At 54.4% G+C, this 15,433-nt stretch carries 14 protein-coding genes, 1 tRNA gene and 1 pseudogene; 4 read left to right on the forward strand and 12 right to left on the reverse strand.

Annotated features, from left to right (window positions below; genetic code table 11):
• Position 1 precedes the first annotated feature (1 nt).
• From R2K26_RS06030 to R2K26_RS06040, 3 genes are read right to left on the reverse strand one after another with little or no spacing between them, the layout of a single operon-like run.
• A complete protein-coding gene (locus tag R2K26_RS06030; protein WP_316519219.1) occupies positions 2–1,198 on the reverse strand; it encodes a sodium ion-translocating decarboxylase subunit beta in 1,197 nt (398 codons plus the stop codon).
• A 53-nt stretch (positions 1,199–1,251) separates the two neighbouring features.
• A complete protein-coding gene (locus tag R2K26_RS06035; protein ID WP_316519221.1) occupies positions 1,252–1,608 on the reverse strand; it encodes a biotin/lipoyl-containing protein in 357 nt (118 codons plus the stop codon).
• 42 nt (positions 1,609–1,650) lie between these two features.
• Positions 1,651–1,947: an OadG family protein gene (locus tag R2K26_RS06040; protein ID WP_308449568.1), complete on the reverse strand. Its 297-nt coding sequence runs from the start codon at positions 1,945–1,947 to the stop codon at positions 1,651–1,653.
• Positions 1,948–2,329: 382 nt separating this feature from the next.
• On the opposite strand from R2K26_RS06040, the gene R2K26_RS06045 reads away from it, so the two are divergent.
• The 4 genes from R2K26_RS06045 (at position 2,330) to R2K26_RS06060 (ending at position 5,116) form a co-directional block, all read left to right on the forward strand.
• Positions 2,330–3,661, forward strand: coding sequence for an MATE family efflux transporter (locus R2K26_RS06045; protein WP_176820161.1), 1,332 nt, complete (start codon positions 2,330–2,332; stop codon positions 3,659–3,661).
• Positions 3,662–3,678: 17 nt separating this feature from the next.
• Complete coding sequence (locus R2K26_RS06050) at positions 3,679–4,254, forward strand: DUF4364 family protein (RefSeq protein ID WP_316519224.1); 576 nt, start codon at positions 3,679–3,681, stop codon at positions 4,252–4,254.
• Positions 4,255–4,577: 323 nt separating this feature from the next.
• Positions 4,578–5,021: a helix-turn-helix domain-containing protein gene (locus R2K26_RS06055; protein WP_316519226.1), complete on the forward strand. Its 444-nt coding sequence runs from the start codon at positions 4,578–4,580 to the stop codon at positions 5,019–5,021.
• Positions 5,022–5,039: 18 nt separating this feature from the next.
• Positions 5,040–5,116: transfer RNA gene (locus R2K26_RS06060), tRNA-Arg, on the forward strand.
• 195 nt (positions 5,117–5,311) lie between these two features.
• On the opposite strand, the pseudogene R2K26_RS06065 reads toward R2K26_RS06060, so the two are convergent.
• From R2K26_RS06065 to R2K26_RS06105, 9 genes and pseudogenes are all read right to left on the reverse strand, one after another.
• A pseudogene (locus tag R2K26_RS06065) lies at positions 5,312–5,473 on the reverse strand (tryptophan synthase subunit alpha); the annotation flags it as partial.
• 577 nt (positions 5,474–6,050) lie between these two features.
• The gene (gene nspC, locus R2K26_RS06070; protein WP_316519227.1) at positions 6,051–7,262 is read right to left on the reverse strand and encodes a carboxynorspermidine decarboxylase; all 1,212 of its coding nucleotides are present in this window, start codon (positions 7,260–7,262) and stop codon (positions 6,051–6,053) included.
• On the reverse strand, positions 7,262–8,521 hold the full coding sequence (locus tag R2K26_RS06075; RefSeq protein ID WP_316519228.1) for a saccharopine dehydrogenase family protein: 1,260 nt from the start codon (positions 8,519–8,521) through the stop codon (positions 7,262–7,264). Before R2K26_RS06075 ends, nspC begins: the two co-directional genes overlap by 1 nt.
• Positions 8,522–8,555: 34 nt before the next feature.
• The gene (speB, locus tag R2K26_RS06080; protein ID WP_316519229.1) at positions 8,556–9,413 is read right to left on the reverse strand and encodes an agmatinase; all 858 of its coding nucleotides are present in this window, start codon (positions 9,411–9,413) and stop codon (positions 8,556–8,558) included.
• The gene (speE, locus tag R2K26_RS06085; RefSeq protein ID WP_316519230.1) at positions 9,413–10,270 is read right to left on the reverse strand and encodes a polyamine aminopropyltransferase; all 858 of its coding nucleotides are present in this window, start codon (positions 10,268–10,270) and stop codon (positions 9,413–9,415) included. Before speE ends, speB begins: the two co-directional genes overlap by 1 nt.
• A gap of 12 nt (positions 10,271–10,282) precedes the next feature.
• A complete protein-coding gene (locus R2K26_RS06090) occupies positions 10,283–11,749 on the reverse strand; it encodes an aminotransferase class V-fold PLP-dependent enzyme (protein ID WP_176820911.1) in 1,467 nt (488 codons plus the stop codon).
• Between the two features lie 445 nt (positions 11,750–12,194).
• Positions 12,195–12,866: a precorrin-8X methylmutase gene (locus R2K26_RS06095; RefSeq protein ID WP_316519231.1), complete on the reverse strand. Its 672-nt coding sequence runs from the start codon at positions 12,864–12,866 to the stop codon at positions 12,195–12,197.
• Positions 12,863–14,374, reverse strand: coding sequence for a cobyric acid synthase (locus R2K26_RS06100; RefSeq protein ID WP_316519232.1), 1,512 nt, complete (start codon positions 14,372–14,374; stop codon positions 12,863–12,865). The genes R2K26_RS06095 and R2K26_RS06100 overlap by 4 nt, the downstream gene beginning before the upstream one ends.
• The gene (locus R2K26_RS06105) at positions 14,371–15,423 is read right to left on the reverse strand and encodes a histidinol-phosphate transaminase (RefSeq protein WP_316519233.1); all 1,053 of its coding nucleotides are present in this window, start codon (positions 15,421–15,423) and stop codon (positions 14,371–14,373) included. The genes R2K26_RS06100 and R2K26_RS06105 overlap by 4 nt, the downstream gene beginning before the upstream one ends.
• Positions 15,424–15,433: the final 10 nt, after the last annotated feature.

Below are 15,433 nucleotides of genomic sequence, written 5' to 3' on the forward strand. Positions count from 1 at the left end.
ATCAAACGCCGAACAGAGCCAGGAACACACCGGCTGCAACAGCAGAACCGATGACGCCTGCGACGTTCGGACCCATAGCGTGCATGAGCAGGAAGTTGCGCGGATTCTCTTTCTGGCCGACGACCTGCGATACACGAGCCGCCATAGGAACGGCGGAAACACCGGCGGAGCCGATGAGCGGATTGATCTTATCCTTAAGGAAGACGTTCATGAGCTTTGCGAGCAGAACGCCGCCTGCGGTGCCGAGACCAAATGCAACAACGCCGAGGACGAGAATCTTAAGCGTCTGCGGATTGAGGAAGTTTGCAGCGGTAGCTGTTGCACCGACAGAGGTGCCGAGGAAGATCGTAACGATGTTCATCAGCTCGTTCTGTGCGGTCTTGTTCAGACGCTCTGTTACGCCGCTCTCACGGAGAAGGTTGCCGAGCATGAGGCAGCCGACGAGGGATGCAGCGGACGGCAGCATGAGGGAAACAAAGATGGTAACCACGATCGGGAACAGAATCTTCTCGGTCTTTGTAACCTGACGGAGCTGCTTCATCTGGATCATACGCTCTTTCTTTGTGGTGAGCGCCTTCATGATCGGCGGCTGAATAACCGGAACGAGCGCCATGTAGGAATATGCGGCAACGGCGATCGGGCCAAGGAGTTCAGGTGCGAGCTTGGAGGTGACGAAGATGGCCGTAGGGCCGTCTGCACCGCCGATGATGCCGATGGAGCCGGCCTGTGCCGGGGTAAAGCCGAGCAGGACAGCGCCGACATAGGTGACGAAGATGCCGAGCTGTGCGGCAGCGCCGAGCAGCAGGCTCTTCGGGTTTGCAATCAGCGGACCGAAGTCTGTCATGCAGCCGACGCCGATGAAGATGAGACACGGATAAACACCGAGCTTGACGCCGAGATAGAGGACGTCGAGCAGACCGGCAGCTTCCGTGGAACCGTTTGCGAGTTTAACACCTTCCGCAAACATTTCCCAATGTACATGACCGCCTTCAAACAGCTCTGCATGGTAAATGCCTGCGCCGGGCAGGTTTGTTAAAAGCATACCGAATGCAATCGGCAGAAGGAGCAGCGGCTCGAACTTCTTGACGATAGCAAGGTACAGAAGAACACAGGAAACAGCGAGCATAACGAGCTGCAGCGGGTTTTCGCCGAGCTGCGCGAAGCCTGTGCTATTCAGAAAATTAGTTATCGCTTCCATGAATAATTTAACACTCCTTATTTTAGTAGTATGTGCGTAGGCTTAAGTTTAATTTAGCCAACAACGCAGAGGAGTGTGCCGCTCTCAACAGTTGCGCCCTTCTGGACGTTCACGCTGGTGACCTTGCCGGCCTTCGGTGCCATGATCTCGTTTTCCATCTTCATAGCTTCGAGGATCATGAGAACCTGGCCTTCAGCAACGGTATCGCCAACATTGACGTTGACGGAAAGGATGTTGCCGGGCATCGGGCTCTTGACCTGCTCGCCAACGCCTGCCGGTGCTGCGACCGGGGCCGGAGCGGGTGCTGCTGCCGGAGCTGCTGCAACCGGAGCCGGTGCTGCGCCGCCGACGACTTCTTCTACTGTTACTTCATAAGCTGTGCCGTTAACATTGACATTATACTTTTTCATTGAACTTACCTCTCATCTGTTAGATTTCGCGCTTTGCGCATTTCAGACTCTTTTGATGGAATGGATGCGGATGTGCGAAACGTCCGTGCCCATCTCCTCGGCGATCGCGACTGCGATAGCGGCAACGATCTGCTGGTTGTTTTGGGCGGATACCGCCGGAGCGGGTGCTGCAGCAGGTGCTGCGGCGGCCGGGGCTACTGCCGGAGCCGGCTGTTTTTTAGCGACCTTCTCCATGATGAGGCCGAGGATCTTGATGATAACGATCAAGCAGATCAGGACCACGAACACGGTAATAAGGCCCATCAGAACAACCTGAACGGTGCTGATGTTGGTCTCCATAATCTTACCTCCTTTCACCGAAGCGTTATGGAAATAAAAATAGAAAATGTAATTTGCATTCTGAAAAAAACACCACATTCCCGCATTTTATCAGAATGGTTATATCTTAACACGGAATTCAAAATTTCGCAATGCTTAATTCAACTTTTTTAACCGATATTTTCGGAACGAAAGTCTGTTTGGAATAATTCCCGTTTGAACGCCGAAAATCAGGCGGGAACACGCCGTTTCTCTCCGGTTCAAAATATTGACGAAAAACTTTCTTTTATCCCGTTGCATTTTAGTAGAAAACATAGTAAAATTGAGTTATCTGTTATTTAGCATGGGCTTTCTTCTCAAAAAAGCGAATAGACTGCCCAAAGTATTGAAATGAGGCGAAGACGTGTTTTCAAACAAAGATCTGCGGAAGCTCATCATACCCCTTGTTATTGAGCAGCTTCTGGCCGTAACCATCGGTATGGCGGATACCGTAATGGTCTCCTCCTGCGGCGAAGCGGCGGTTTCCGGCATCTCCCTTGTGGACTCCATCAACTTTTTGCTCATCACGCTGTTTTCTTCTTTGGCGACGGGCGGCGCGGTCATTGCGTCCCAGTACATCGGGCGCGGCGACCACAAAAGCGCAAGTCTTGCGGCAAAGCAGCTTTTCTACGCCAGCCTTGCGCTTTCGGCCGTGCTGGGCGTCATCGCCGTATTCTTCCGCAAGCCGGTGCTGAACATGGTTTTCGGCTCCATTGAAGCGGACGTTATGGCGCACGCGCAGATTTATTTTTTGCTTTCCGCAATCTCCTATCCGTTCCTTGCGGTCTATAACGCCGGTGCGGCGCTGTTCCGCTCTATGGGCGATTCGCGCACGACGATGCTCATTTCCATTTTAATGAACACCATCAACATCGTGGGCAATGCGATTTTAATCTACGGCTTCCAGATGGCTGCGGCGGGCGCGGCGACGGCTTCTCTTGTTTCCCGTGCAGTAGGCGCCATCATCATTACGGTGCTGCTTTTGAACCCGCGCCGTATTATTTTCTATGATAAGCTTCATAAGCCGGAAATCCACCTCTCCATGTTGAAGAGCATTTTGCAGATCGGCGTGCCGAACGGCCTTGAGAACAGCATTTTCCAGATCGGCAAAATTCTGGTTGCAAGCATTGTTTCGGGCTTCGGCACCATTTCCATCACAGCGAACGCCGTGGCGGGCAACCTCGCTTCCTTGCAGGTTATTCCGGGCATGGCGCTCGGCATGGCGATGATCACGGTCGTCGGCCAGTGCATCGGCGCAAAGGACTACGAAGCTGTGAAGAAGTACACGAAGAAGCTGATGCTCATCACCTACGGTGTCGTCTGGGCTATGACGCTTTTGATGCTGCTGTTCAGCAAGCAGATCCTTTCGTTCTACTCACTCTCCGAGGAAACGACCACAATGACGATGGAGGTCTTCATTGTGCACGGCATCTGCGCCGTCATTGTTTGGCCGCTGGCCTTTGCCCTGCCGAACGCCCTGCGCGCTGCGAACGATGTGCGCTTTACGATGATTGTTTCCCTGCTTTCCATGTGGATCTTCCGTATCGGCTTCAGCTACATTCTGGCAATCTACTTTAACATGGGCATTTTGGGCACATGGATTGCAATGTGTATCGATTGGTTCTGCCGCGGCGCCTGCTTTGTCATCCGCTTTGCGCGCGGAAAATGGAAGAATATCAGCTTTATTGATAACTAAGAAGGAGGTAAAACCGTATGGAATATGATGCTTTTACCGGCGGCGTTGCGCCGGGCGGACTGCGCTCGAAAAGCGATATCCGCATTTTGATCTGCTATATGCTCAAAAGCGTGAACGCGCCGCTTTCGGGCGATGACATCATCAGGGTCTTGCAGGAAAAATCCCTTGCGAATTACTTTGAGGCGAGCGATGCGCTCTCTGCCCTTGTGAGCCTTGGCAATGTCACCCGCGAGGAGGACAACACCTATGTGCTGACTAAGCGTGGCAAGAGTGTGGCGGACGACTTAGAACAGCTTATCCCCTCTTCCGTGCGTGATAAGGCCGTAGCCGCCGCCACGGCTCTGCTGGCTTCCGCCAAGATGGAGCGCGAAAACGTGGCGACCATTGTCCGCACCGAAAATGGCTACAACGTGACATGCCACATTTCCGGCGGAGAAATGGAGCTGATGAGCCTTACCGTGTATGTGCCCGACCTCTATCAGGCACGCGAAGTGAAAAAGAACTTTCACCGCGACCCACAGCGCGTGTATAACCTGATGCTCGCGGCGCTTACCGGCGACGACGAGATGATGAAAAGCGCCGTAAACCCGTGAGTTTCCGTCACCTTTAAAATTCCGAAGAGCCGCAGTTTTTGCGGCTTTTCTTTTTCTTCACTTCCTGTTTTTCCGAACGTTCTGCACTTGTCGTCAAAAACCGACATTTTTCTGTATGTGTATTGTGTATACTTGTATGTGAAAACAGTTTGAGTTTGCACAGAATATACACATCATTCGTGTGAATATTTCTCACATAGTCGTGCATAATGGCGCAAATAGCGTATACTATTATTGTATCTGCTATTTGTATCTCACGCAAAAGATACAACACAGTTATGTGCACGATTTTCACAGAATGACACAGCGGATGGTGAACAGCAATGGAAGAAATAGACTCTAAAGCAATCTTCGGCCGACGTCTCAAGCGTTTCCGTGAAGAAAGCGGCTACACGCAGTCGATCCTTGCGAATATTCTTGGCGTTGAACGTTCCACCTACACGTATTATGAGACCGGCAAAACGACGCCCGCCATCTTTGACCTGATGCGCCTTTGCCGTCTTTACCGCATTTCTTTGGATGAACTGTGCGGATACAGCGCAAACTCTGCAGACACGATGCGTCTGAGCGATTCCGGTCAGCGCGTGAAAGTGTATGCACGCCGCAAAGAGCGTCGTTACCTTGCCGATTCTGTGCTGGATCTTTCTACAGATGAGCAGCAGCTTTTGGCGTATTATCGTTCCGCTTCCCCGGAAGATCGTGCGGAGCTTTTTGAACATCTGCGCAATGCACGGTACCGTGACCGCCGCCACGCAAACGCAAAATAACCTTCAAAAATTTCATATGCGCTTGTAGCCCAGTTGGATAGAGCGACAGACTCCGACTCTGTAGGCCGCTGGTTCGAATCCAGTCAAGCGCGCCAATGAAAACCCGCATGAACGCTGACGTTCTGCGGGTTTTTGATTTATCTGTAACACACTTTATATTTTGAACCCCCGCTTTCCGGCTGATTGGTCGGGCAGCAGATTTTTCAAAAGAAAAAAAGATGAACAGGAATGGCAAATCCCGTTCCTGTTCACTGAATTATTGGAATTCTAAAAATAGACCACTACTACCACTAATTGGTCAATAGAGCCATTTTCATTTTCTTCACATATTCTCCGATGTATTTCGGCGCGTCCTTTCCATACTGTTCAAGCAGCTTGATGATTGCTGAGCCGACAATGGCACCGTCAGAGATATTCGCCATTTTCTTTGCCTGCTCGGGTGTGGAAATGCCAACGGCTTGCCGAAATCATACGGGAAATTTGCAGTGAGGATACTCAAAATTATTAGGCGCTGGGTGCGCCACCATCGTTTTGAAAACACCGTATCGTAACCTCCTTTGAAAAAGGAAAAACTCCTTTGACGTTATATCTTCCGTCAAAGGAGTCTCAAAAAAACGTCCTTGATAGAAATACACTTTCTGTCAAGGACGAACAAAACACTTATCCGCGGTGCCACCTTGATTCACGGCATGACCCGTGCACTTAGCAGGATACCTACATATCCCCGGCAAATGACGTCTGCCTGCAACGTCGCAGAATACTTTGTGGAATCACATTTGACTGCGCCCTCAGCGGTCCATTTGACAACTTGTTTCTTACCTGACTCTCAGCAACACAGGCTCTCTGTAAAGGCATCGTTATCGTTATCTCCGCTTCAACGGTTTGAATTATTAAATTTGCATGAATTATAGCACGTATATTTCAGCTTGTCAACACGTATTTTTAATTTCAACATAAACAGTACAGACAAGACATTTACGACCGCAGCGAAAACAAGTTTCAGCGTCACTGCGGCTTTTGCTGTTGCGTTTACGGGCTGCCAAGCCTGTATTTGAAATCTCTGTAGCCGAACGACGCTAACTTGCGGATATCGCCGCCCGCTGTGCGGGAATAAATGCCGGGCAGGGGCATGCCGTTGAAGGTATTGTTTTTGCAGGTGGTGTAGATTGCCATGTCACCAAAGACGAGCAGGTCGCCGACTGCGGGCACAGCGTCGAAGCTGTAATCGCCGATAACGTCGCCTGCAAGGCAGGTTGGGCCGGCAAGGCGCACCGTGTACGGCTTCTCCCCCGGCTCACCGGCGCCGAACAGCGGCGGGCGATACGGCATTTCGATGACATCCGGCATATGGCAGGCGGCGCTGGCATCGAGAATTGCGATGGTCGTCTCGCCGTTTCGCACGACATCGAGCACGCGGCTGAGGAGGTACCCGGCGTTTAACGCGCAGGCTTCGCCGGGCTCGAGGTACACGGTGACATTCCAGTCCTGCTGCGCGCGGCGGATGCAGCGCTTCAGCGTTTCCATATCGTAGTCGGGACGCGTGATGTGGTGGCCGCCGCCGAAGTTGAGCCACTGCATTTTGGGCAGCAAATCGCCGAACGTTGAAGCAACGGCGTTTAAGGTCGTTTCCAGTGCGTCGGCATCCTGCTCGCACAGCGTGTGAAAATGAAGGCCGTCGAGCAGTTCGGGCAAATGCGCGTCTTCTTGAACGGCTTTATCCCACTGCGCACGGGTGGTGCCGAGGCGGCTGCCGGGCGCACAGGGATCGTAAATTTCGTGTCCCTCCTGCGTAGAGCACTCCGGGTTGATGCGCAGACCGACGCTTTTGCCCGCAGCTTTTGCTTTGGGCGCGAACTTTTGCAGCTGTCGCGGCGAATTGAACACAATGTGATCCGCATAGCGCAGCAGCTCGTCCATTTCATCCTCACGGTAGGCGGCGCAAAACACATGAACCTCGCCGCCCGGCATTTCTTCAGCGCCGAGCCGCGCTTCAAACAGGCCGCTCGCTTCCGTACCGGCCAAATGCGGCGCGAAAATCGGATAAAGATCATAATTGCTGAACGCCTTCTGTGCCAAAAGCACCTTGCAGCCCGTGCGCTTTTGCAGCGCGCCGAGCACCTCTGCGTTATGCTGCAGGACGGCCTCGTCCATGAGGTAGCACGGTGTGGGCAGCGTTTTAAACTCCGGCGGAATTTCGCCGTTGATGCCCGCAAACGGTGGGCGCGTATCCATTAAGTTCATCAGTCCACCAAAGCCGGATCGTGGTTTTCGCTGCGCGGCAGGCCGTATTTATCAAGGGCATCGAGGAACGGATCCGGGTCAAACTCCTCGACGGTGTAGACACCGGGCTTTGTCCACTTGCCGGTGAGCATCATCAGCGCGCCGCACATGGCCGGCACGCCGGTGGTGTAGCTGATGGCCTGACTGCCGACCTCGCGGTAGCATTCCTGGTGGTCGCAGACATTATAGATGTAGTAGGTCTTCTCTTTGCCATCCTTTTTGCCTGTGAAGATGCAGCCGATGTTCGTCTTGCCCTTTGTGCGCGGGCCGAGGCTTGCGGGGTCCGGCAAAAGTGCTTTGAGGAACTGGATCGGCACGATCTCCTGACCGTTGTAGTGAATCGGTGTGGTGGAAAGCATGCCGACGTCTTCGAGGCAGCGCATGTGGTCGAGGTAGCTCTGGCCGAACGTCATGAAGAAACGGATGCGCTTGACTTCCGGCAGATTTTTGCCGAGGGATTCGATCTCCTCGTGGTGCAGCAGGTACATATCCTTCTGACCGACCTGATTGAAGGTATACACGCGCTTAATGCTCATAGCCGGGATTTCGACCCAGTGGCCGTTTTCCCAATAGCTGCCGGGTGCAGAAACCTCGCGCAGGTTGATCTCCGGGTTGAAGTTTGTCGCGAACGCATAGCCGTGATCGCCGCCGTTGCAGTCCAGAATATCGATGGTATCGATGGTATCGAACTCGTGCTTTTTAGCGTAGGCGCAGTACGCCTGCGTGACGCCTGGATCAAAGCCGCAGCCGAGCAGTGCGGTGAGGCCGGCCTCTTCAAACTTCTTTTTGTATGCCCACTGCCAGCTGTAATCAAAGTAGGCGGAGAAGCCCGCTTCCTTGCAGCGCTTTTCGTAAATGGCGCGCCATTCGGGGTCATCGGTGTTCTCCGGCTCGTAGTTTGCGGTATCCATGTAGTTAACACCGCAGGCGAGGCAGGCATCCATAATGGTGAGATCCTGATACGGCAGGGCAATGTTCATGACGAGATCCGGCTTGTAGCTTTGGATAAGGTCACAAAGCTGCTGCACGTCGTCTGCATCGACCTGTGCAGTGGTGATTTTTGTTTTGGTGATGGGCGCAAGCTTTGCGGCAAGTGCATCGCACTTGGACTTTGTGCGGCTTGCGATGCACAGCTCGGTGAAAACTTCGCTGACCTGACAGCATTTGGAAATGGCGACACCGGCTACGCCGCCGCAGCCGATAACAAGAACTTTGCTCATGATGATGCTCCTTTTATATTTTTAGTTTGATAATTTATACGTTTAAGGCCAATAAGAGTTCGCGCAGGACTTTGCAGGCCATGGCGGTGGAAACGCCGCTTGCGTCCAGCATGGGGGCTAACTCATTGACATCTGCGCCGATGATGTTCGTCTTTGACACGGTGAGGATGGCGTTTAATAGCTGCATGAACGTCATGCCGCCCGCCTCCGGTGTGCCGGTGCCGGGAAAGCACGAGGGGTCAAGACAATCGAGATCGATGGTGAGGTAAACCGGTACCTGCGTGCGGCACAGCTCTGCCGTGAGTGCTTCGAGGCCCGAGAAATCGAACTTATGCATTTCGGTGTGCGTCTTCGCAAACGTGAACTCTTCCCTGTCGCCGCTGCGGATGCAGAACTGGTGAATGCGGCCGTCGCCGAGAATGTCGTGGCAGCGGCGCAGCACGCAGGCGTGGCTTAATTCGGCGCCGAGGTAATCCCGACGCAGGTCGGCGTGGGCATCAAAGTGAATGATGTGCATAGCGGGATATTTATGCGCCGCCGCACGAACAGCGCCGAGCGTAACAAGATGCTCGCCGCCGAGCAAAAGTGGGAACTTGCCGTCTTGCAGGATCGTTTCCGCGCGCGCTTCGATGTCTTTGAGGGCGCTTTCGCTGGAGCCGAAGCACAGCTCCATATCACCGCTGTCAAACACCTTGATGTCGGTTAAATCTTTATCCTGATACGGGCTGTATGTCTCGAGGCCGTAGCTTTCGTGACGCATGGCGGCGGGGCCGAACCGTGCGCCGGGGCGGTAGCTTGTGGTGGAATCGAACGGCGCGCCGTACAAAACGATATCGGCATCCGCGTAGCTGCTTTCGCAGCCGATGAAAGTTTCAATATTCTGGTGCAGCATTATTTTTCCTCCACTTCCCGCAGCATTTCTTCCAAAAATGCCGGCAGATAAAATGCGCCGACATGCAGACGAGCGGTATAATAGCGCGTGCGCATATTGAGCGCGTTCCACTGGTTGGAGTCAAGGTCGTTGATTGGGTGATATTTCTTGCTTGCAAAGCCGAAAAGCCAGTAGCCCGCGGCGAAGGTGGGAATATGCGCCTGATAAACCTTGCTGATGGGGAACGTCGTTGCGATGCGCTGATGGCTGCGCTGCATGGCAGTGGCATCCTCCGCATAGAACGGGCTGCCCTGCTGGTTGACCATGATGCCGTCCTCACGCAGAGCATTATAGCAGCTTCCGTAAAATTCACGGGTGAACAGACCCTCGGACGGGCCGAACGGGTCGGAAGAATCGACAATGATGAGGTCGTATTCATCTTCACACTTGCGAATGAACTTCAGTGCGTTTTCGTAGTAGATATGTACACGGCGGTCGTCCATGCGGCAGGCGTTGCTCGGCAGATAGGCGCGGCAGGCCTCGATGACCTGCGGGTCCATCTCGACGAGGTCGATGCGCTCTACGCGGTCATAGCGGGTCAGCTCGCGCACGACGCCGCCGTCGCCTGCGCCGATAACGAGAATGTCCTTTGCATTACGATGCACGGACATCGGCACATGGGTGATCATTTCGTCGTAGATAAACTCGTCGCGCTCCGTGAGCATGACATTGCCGTCCAGCGTCAGCACGCGGCCGAACTCCGGCGTTTCAAAAATATCGATGCGCTGATAGGCGCTTTGCTTTGAATATAACTGGCGGTCCACACGGATGCTGTGCTTGACATCCGGCGTGTGAAATTCCGAAAACCACATTTCCATTTTTGTCCCTCCTTATGCAAGCACGTTCAGGCGGAGGATATCGGGATCCTCCGGGCCGGTCATGCTGCAGCCTTTGGCTTTGGCGTATTCGATGTAATCGAGGATCTCCGCCGTGATGCGTTCGCCCGGCGCCAAGATCGGAATGCCCGGCGGGTAGCACATGACGAACTCACTGCACACCATACCCTCCGTCTCGCGGAGCGGCAGGCTCTTTTTCGGTGCGTAGAACGCCTCCTGTGGACTGGCGGCAACCTCGGGGTCGATGTACTCCTGGCTCAAAAGGCCGGTGCCGTCCGTGCTGTACCGGCGCTTGATCTCGGCCAAAGCACTGACAAGACGCTCCACCTCCTGCGGGCGGTCGCCGATGGAAAGGTATGCAAGGATATTGCCGATGTCGCCGAACTCGATCTGGATATCGTATTCGTCGCGCAGGATGTCGTAGACCTCGATGCCGGCAAGGCCGATGTCGAGCGTGTGAACGCTGAGCTTTGTCGTATCGAAATCAAACACGGAGTTGCCGTTGCAGAGTTCTTTGCCAAACGCGTAGTAGCCGCCGACGGCGTTGATCTCCTCGCGGGCGTATTCTGCCATATCGGCGACCTGATGGAACACTTTGCGGCCGCGCAGTGCCAGATTGCGGCGGGAGATGTCCAGACTGGACATGAGCAGATAGCTGCCCGAGGTCGTTTGGGTGAGATTGATGATCTGCCGCACATAACCGGCGTGGACATTGGGGCCGATGAGCAATAAGCTCGACTGTGTTAAGCTGCCGCCGCTTTTGTGCATGGAAACGGCCGCCATATCCGCACCAGCCGCCATAGCGGAGACCGGCAGGCCGCCGCCGAAATAAAAGTGCGTGCCGTGTGCTTCGTCCGCGAGGCACAGCATACCGGCATCGTGCGCCATTTGTACGATTGCGCGCAGGTCGCTGCAAATGCCGTAGTATGTGGGGTTATTGACGAGCACCGCCACGGCGTTCGGGTGCTCGCGGATGGCTTTTGCCACCTGCTCGCGCTTCATACCGAGCGAAATACCGAGGCGATGATCCACCTCCGGGTTGACGTAGACCGGCACCGCGCCGCAGAGCACCAAAGCATTCAAAACGCTGCGGTGGACGTTGCGGGGCAGAATAATCTCATCGCCACGCTTACATGCGGTGAGAACCATGCTCTGCACGGAGCTTGTGGTGCCGCCCACCATTAAAAACGCATGTGCCGCGCCGAACGCATCGGCGGCAAGCTCCTCCGCCTCCCGAATGACCGACACCGGGTGGCAGAGATTATCGAGCGGCTTCATACTGTTGACATCCAACCCGACGCACTGCTGACCCAGAAAGGCGGCCAGCTCCGGGTTGCCGCGGCCGCGCTTATGACCCGGCACATCAAACGGCACCACGCGCATGTTGCGGAATTTTTCGAGCGCTTCATGGATTGGTGCGCGGCGCTGGTCGAGCTTTGCGCGTTTTACATTTTCGTTCATCTTTTCCCTCCGTTCAAAGCCCTTTGCAAAACAAAAAACGCAAGCCCGGCACGTAGGTGCAGAACTTGCGTTTGAATCGCTTATTTTTTGGGCGCATGTTTTCGGAACATAAAAACATGGTTTCCCGGAAAGCGGAGCGTTTCAGAGTCTATATAGCAATTAAACTTTTACTACTCTTATTGACGTTTCACAAGTCTGCGCTTTAGCACAATTTCATGGTTGCAAAGGAACCATCTTATAAAATCTGAGCTTTTTAACTCAGTCAATAAGGCAGCCGAAGCTGCCGGTCGGCAGTGGACCCGGCTGTCCGTATGGCCTTAGCCCGAAAGGGCGGTCCAAAAGTAAAAATTGCTTTGAAAAACTCTTACGTCTCACTTCGTCTTTCAAAATCGATATGAGTATATCATAAACGACAAATCATGTCAACAAAAAATTTCCAGCCGCATTATTTCCAGCCGCGGGCGGTGGGGTCGAGCATTTCGGCTGCGGAATATATGAGCGCATTGCAGACGGCGGCGGCTATGGTGCTGCCGCCCTTGCGCCCAAATGCAACGATGGCGGGGACATGATGCTTTTCGCACACGGCGAAAATGTTTTCTTTGCTCTCGATGACGTTCACAAAGCCGACCGGCACACCGATGACAAGCGCGGGGCGCAGACCGTTTTCGATCTCCTCGGCAATGGCGAACAGCGCGGTGGGCGCGTTGCCGACCGCCAAAATCGCGCCGGGGTATTCTTTTGCAGCCTTGTGCATGGCGGCGACGGCGCGCGTGGTGCCGCTTTCTTTTGCGCTTTGGGCAACTGCGGAGTCTGCCATGAAGCACAGAGCTTCCCCATTCAGCTTTTTGAGGCCCGGCTTGGAAACACCTGCGAGCGCCATATTCGTATCGGTGATGATCGTGGCGCCGTTATGCAGCGCTTCTATGGCTTTTTGCACGGCATTTTCGGTAAAATGCAGTGTTTCGGCATACTCGAAATCCGCCGTGGTGTGAATAACACGCTTGACAACGGCGAGATTTTCCCTTGGTATCCGGATATGCCTTTCTTCAAGCTCTTTTGCGATAATCTGCATGCTGGTGCGCTCAATATCGGCGGGCAGATGATGCTGCGGGATCATGCTTTGCACCCCCTCGGGTTTTCCATGCCCATGGCGCGGTACACGGCATCCATATCGAGGCTGTTCCGCACGCCGTCGGCTAAGATGTCAAGCTGCTCGCGGCGGTACTCTTCCATGGAAACAGGCACGGCGGCTGTGGGGTCTATCCCCTTGCGGGCGCAGAGGTATTCCGCAAGCTTTTCGGTCAGCTCGCCGCTGTCAAAGAGACCGTGCAGATACGTGCCGAAGACGTTTTGATTTGTGCAGCCCTCTTTTGTGCCGTCCGCGTGCGTACAGAACGGCTCACCGCGCACGATCGTATTGCCTGTATGAATTTCGTAACCGGTGAGCATTGCCCCTGTAAACGGCGCAGCGATGACTTCGCCTGTGACCTGCGCGCGATGCTTTTCCGTACAGAATGTCGTTTCGATCGGCAATAAGTTAAGGCCGCGCAGCGTTTGCGGGCGACCGCTTTCGGAGCCATCCGGGTCGTGCAACGTCTCACCGAGCATCTGGTAACCGCCGCAGACGCCAAGCACCGGCGTCTCTTTCGCGGCGAGCTTTAAGATGACGGCTTCGAGTCCCGACTGGCGCAGCCAGAGGAGATCCTCAACCGTGTTTTTCGTGCCGGGCAGAATCACAAAGTCGGGCGCGCCGAGCTCGCGGGTGTTTTGCACGTAGCGCACATCCATTAAAGGGTGCTGCTCGAGCACCATGAAATCCGTGAAATTTGAGATGTGCGGCAGGCGAATGACGGCGATGTCCAGCGGACGCACGGCGTCTTTTTTTTCAAGGCGCTCGGAAAGGGAGTCTTCGTCCTCGATATCGACGCGCAGATACGGCACGACGCCCAGAATAGGCAGGTGCGTTTTATCTTCGAGCATGGAGAGGCCGGGGCGGAGAATTTCGACGTCACCGCGGAATTTATTGATGACAAGTCCCTTGATGCGGTCGCGCTCGTCCGTCTCCAGCAGCTCTACGGTGCCGAAAAGCTGCGCGAACACACCGCCGCGGTCGATGTCGCCGACGAGCAGAACGGGCGCATCGACAAGCTTTGCGAGCCCCATGTTCACGATGTCATCCGCTTTCAGGTTGATCTCCGCCGGGCTGCCCGCGCCCTCGATGACGATAACGTCAAAATCTTCTGCAAGGCTGTTGTAGGCGCGCAGAATATCGGGAATGAGTGATTTTTTCATCTTGAAATACTGCGAAGCTTTCATCTGGCCGCGCACTTCGCCGTTCACGATGACCTGACTGCCGACATCGCTGCTCGGCTTCAGCAAAATGGGGTTCATGCGCACGTCCGGCTCCACACCCGCCGCCTGCGCCTGTACGACCTGTGCGCGACCCATCTCTAAGCCGTCACGGGTAACGAAGCTGTTCAGCGCCATATTTTGACTTTTGAACGGTGCGGTGTGCAGACCGTCCTGCGCGAAAATGCGGCACAGCGCCGCGCATAATAAACTTTTGCCCGCGCCGCTCATCGTGCCCTGCACCATGATGCACTTGGCTTTTTTATTTTCGCTCATTTCAGCACCTCCCGCATGATTTTCAGTATCTTTTCGTTTTCCTCCGGCGTGCGCACGGCGGTGCGGTACCAGGTGTTATCAAGCCCCGGGTAGTTTGCACAGCCGCGCACGACAGCGCCTTTTTCTTTTAGTCGCTCGCCGAAATCTTCCGGCGCTTTGAATAACAGGAAATTTGCCTGCCCGTCCAAGACGCGCAAGCCGAGCGAGCGCAGGGACGCGATCATTCTGGGACGCTCCCGTGCGATTAAGCTTCGCACGTGGTTGGCGTATTCGGTTTCATCTAACGCCGCGACACCTGCCGCCTGTGCGAGTGACGAAACTGCCCACGGCTGCCCCGCTTCGCGCATATTTTCTAATAATTTTTCATCTCCGCTGAGTACATAACCGAGCCGCACGCCCGCCATGGCGTATAATTTTGTGAAGGCTTTCAGAATAACAAGCTCGGGGAACTGCGCTAAAAAGTGCTTTGCAGTCCGGCTTTCGTGCTCCGGGAGAAAATCGAGGAAACACTCGTCGATGACGGGCGTTGCATGACACGCCCTGCATTTTTTCAGGAGTTTTTCGAGAAAATCCGACGTAACGATCTGCCCGGTGGGGTTGTTTGGTTGACATAAGAACACCATATCGATGGTTTCATGGAGAGCAGAGAGCAACTCTTCGGTGATTTCAAAATCATTTTCCTCTTTTAAAAAGAAATATTCGACTTCACAGCCGACGGTTTTGAGTGCGGACGCGTACTCTGCGAAAGTCGGCGCGGGCAATAATGCGCGGCGCGGCTTTTTCGCGAGCACGAGCCGAAAAATGAGGTCTGCCGCGCCGTTGCCGCAAAGAATTTGGTTTTCGTGTACGTTTTCGCTTGCGGAGAGTTTTTGGCGCAGCTCTCTGCAAAGCGGGTCGGGGTAGCGGTCTGCGGTAGGCAGTGCGTTTACGATTGCCTGTGCAACGCCCTCCGGCAAACCGAGAGGACTGACATTCGCGGAAAAATCGAGTGCATCGTGGCCGAATTTTGCGCGGTAGCCCGCCCAGTCGCCGCCGTGTGTGAGTTCCATATTCTCTCCC

The organism is Neglectibacter sp. CSJ-5 (genome assembly GCF_032490475.1).
GTDB classification, from domain to species: domain Bacteria; phylum Bacillota; class Clostridia; order Oscillospirales; family Acutalibacteraceae; genus Hominenteromicrobium; species Hominenteromicrobium mulieris.